The organism is Ruminococcus sp. AF20-12LB (genome assembly GCF_003478985.1).
Classification (GTDB): Bacteria; Bacillota; Clostridia; order Lachnospirales; family Lachnospiraceae; genus Blautia_A.
Window position 1 is genome coordinate 837 of record NZ_QUGH01000032.1, and the last position, 284, is coordinate 1,120.

General features: G+C 40.1%; 1 pseudogene. It reads left to right on the forward strand.

Annotated features, from left to right (window positions below):
* A pseudogene (locus DWX61_RS19480) lies at nt 1-284 on the forward strand (IS30 family transposase); the annotation flags it as partial.

Here is a 284-nt window from a genome sequence, read left to right on the forward strand (position 1 = left end):
GAAAAATATCTTGAAGAATATCCAGACACAAATGTTGTAGAGTTAGATGTTGTGGAAGGCGCTGGTGGAAAATCTGAAAAAGTACTTCTGACTATGCTCTTCCGTAATTGTAACCTTATGCTCCTTTTTCTACTTGAAGCCGATGACCGTAAAAATGTCAGGGAGGTTTTCCTTTGGCTGTATGAACAGCTTGGAGCAGCTCTATACCACAAGTTATTTCCTGTTATCCTCACAGACAATGGCTCCTCTTTTAAAGACCCTGAAATATTTGAACGTCCTGGAGA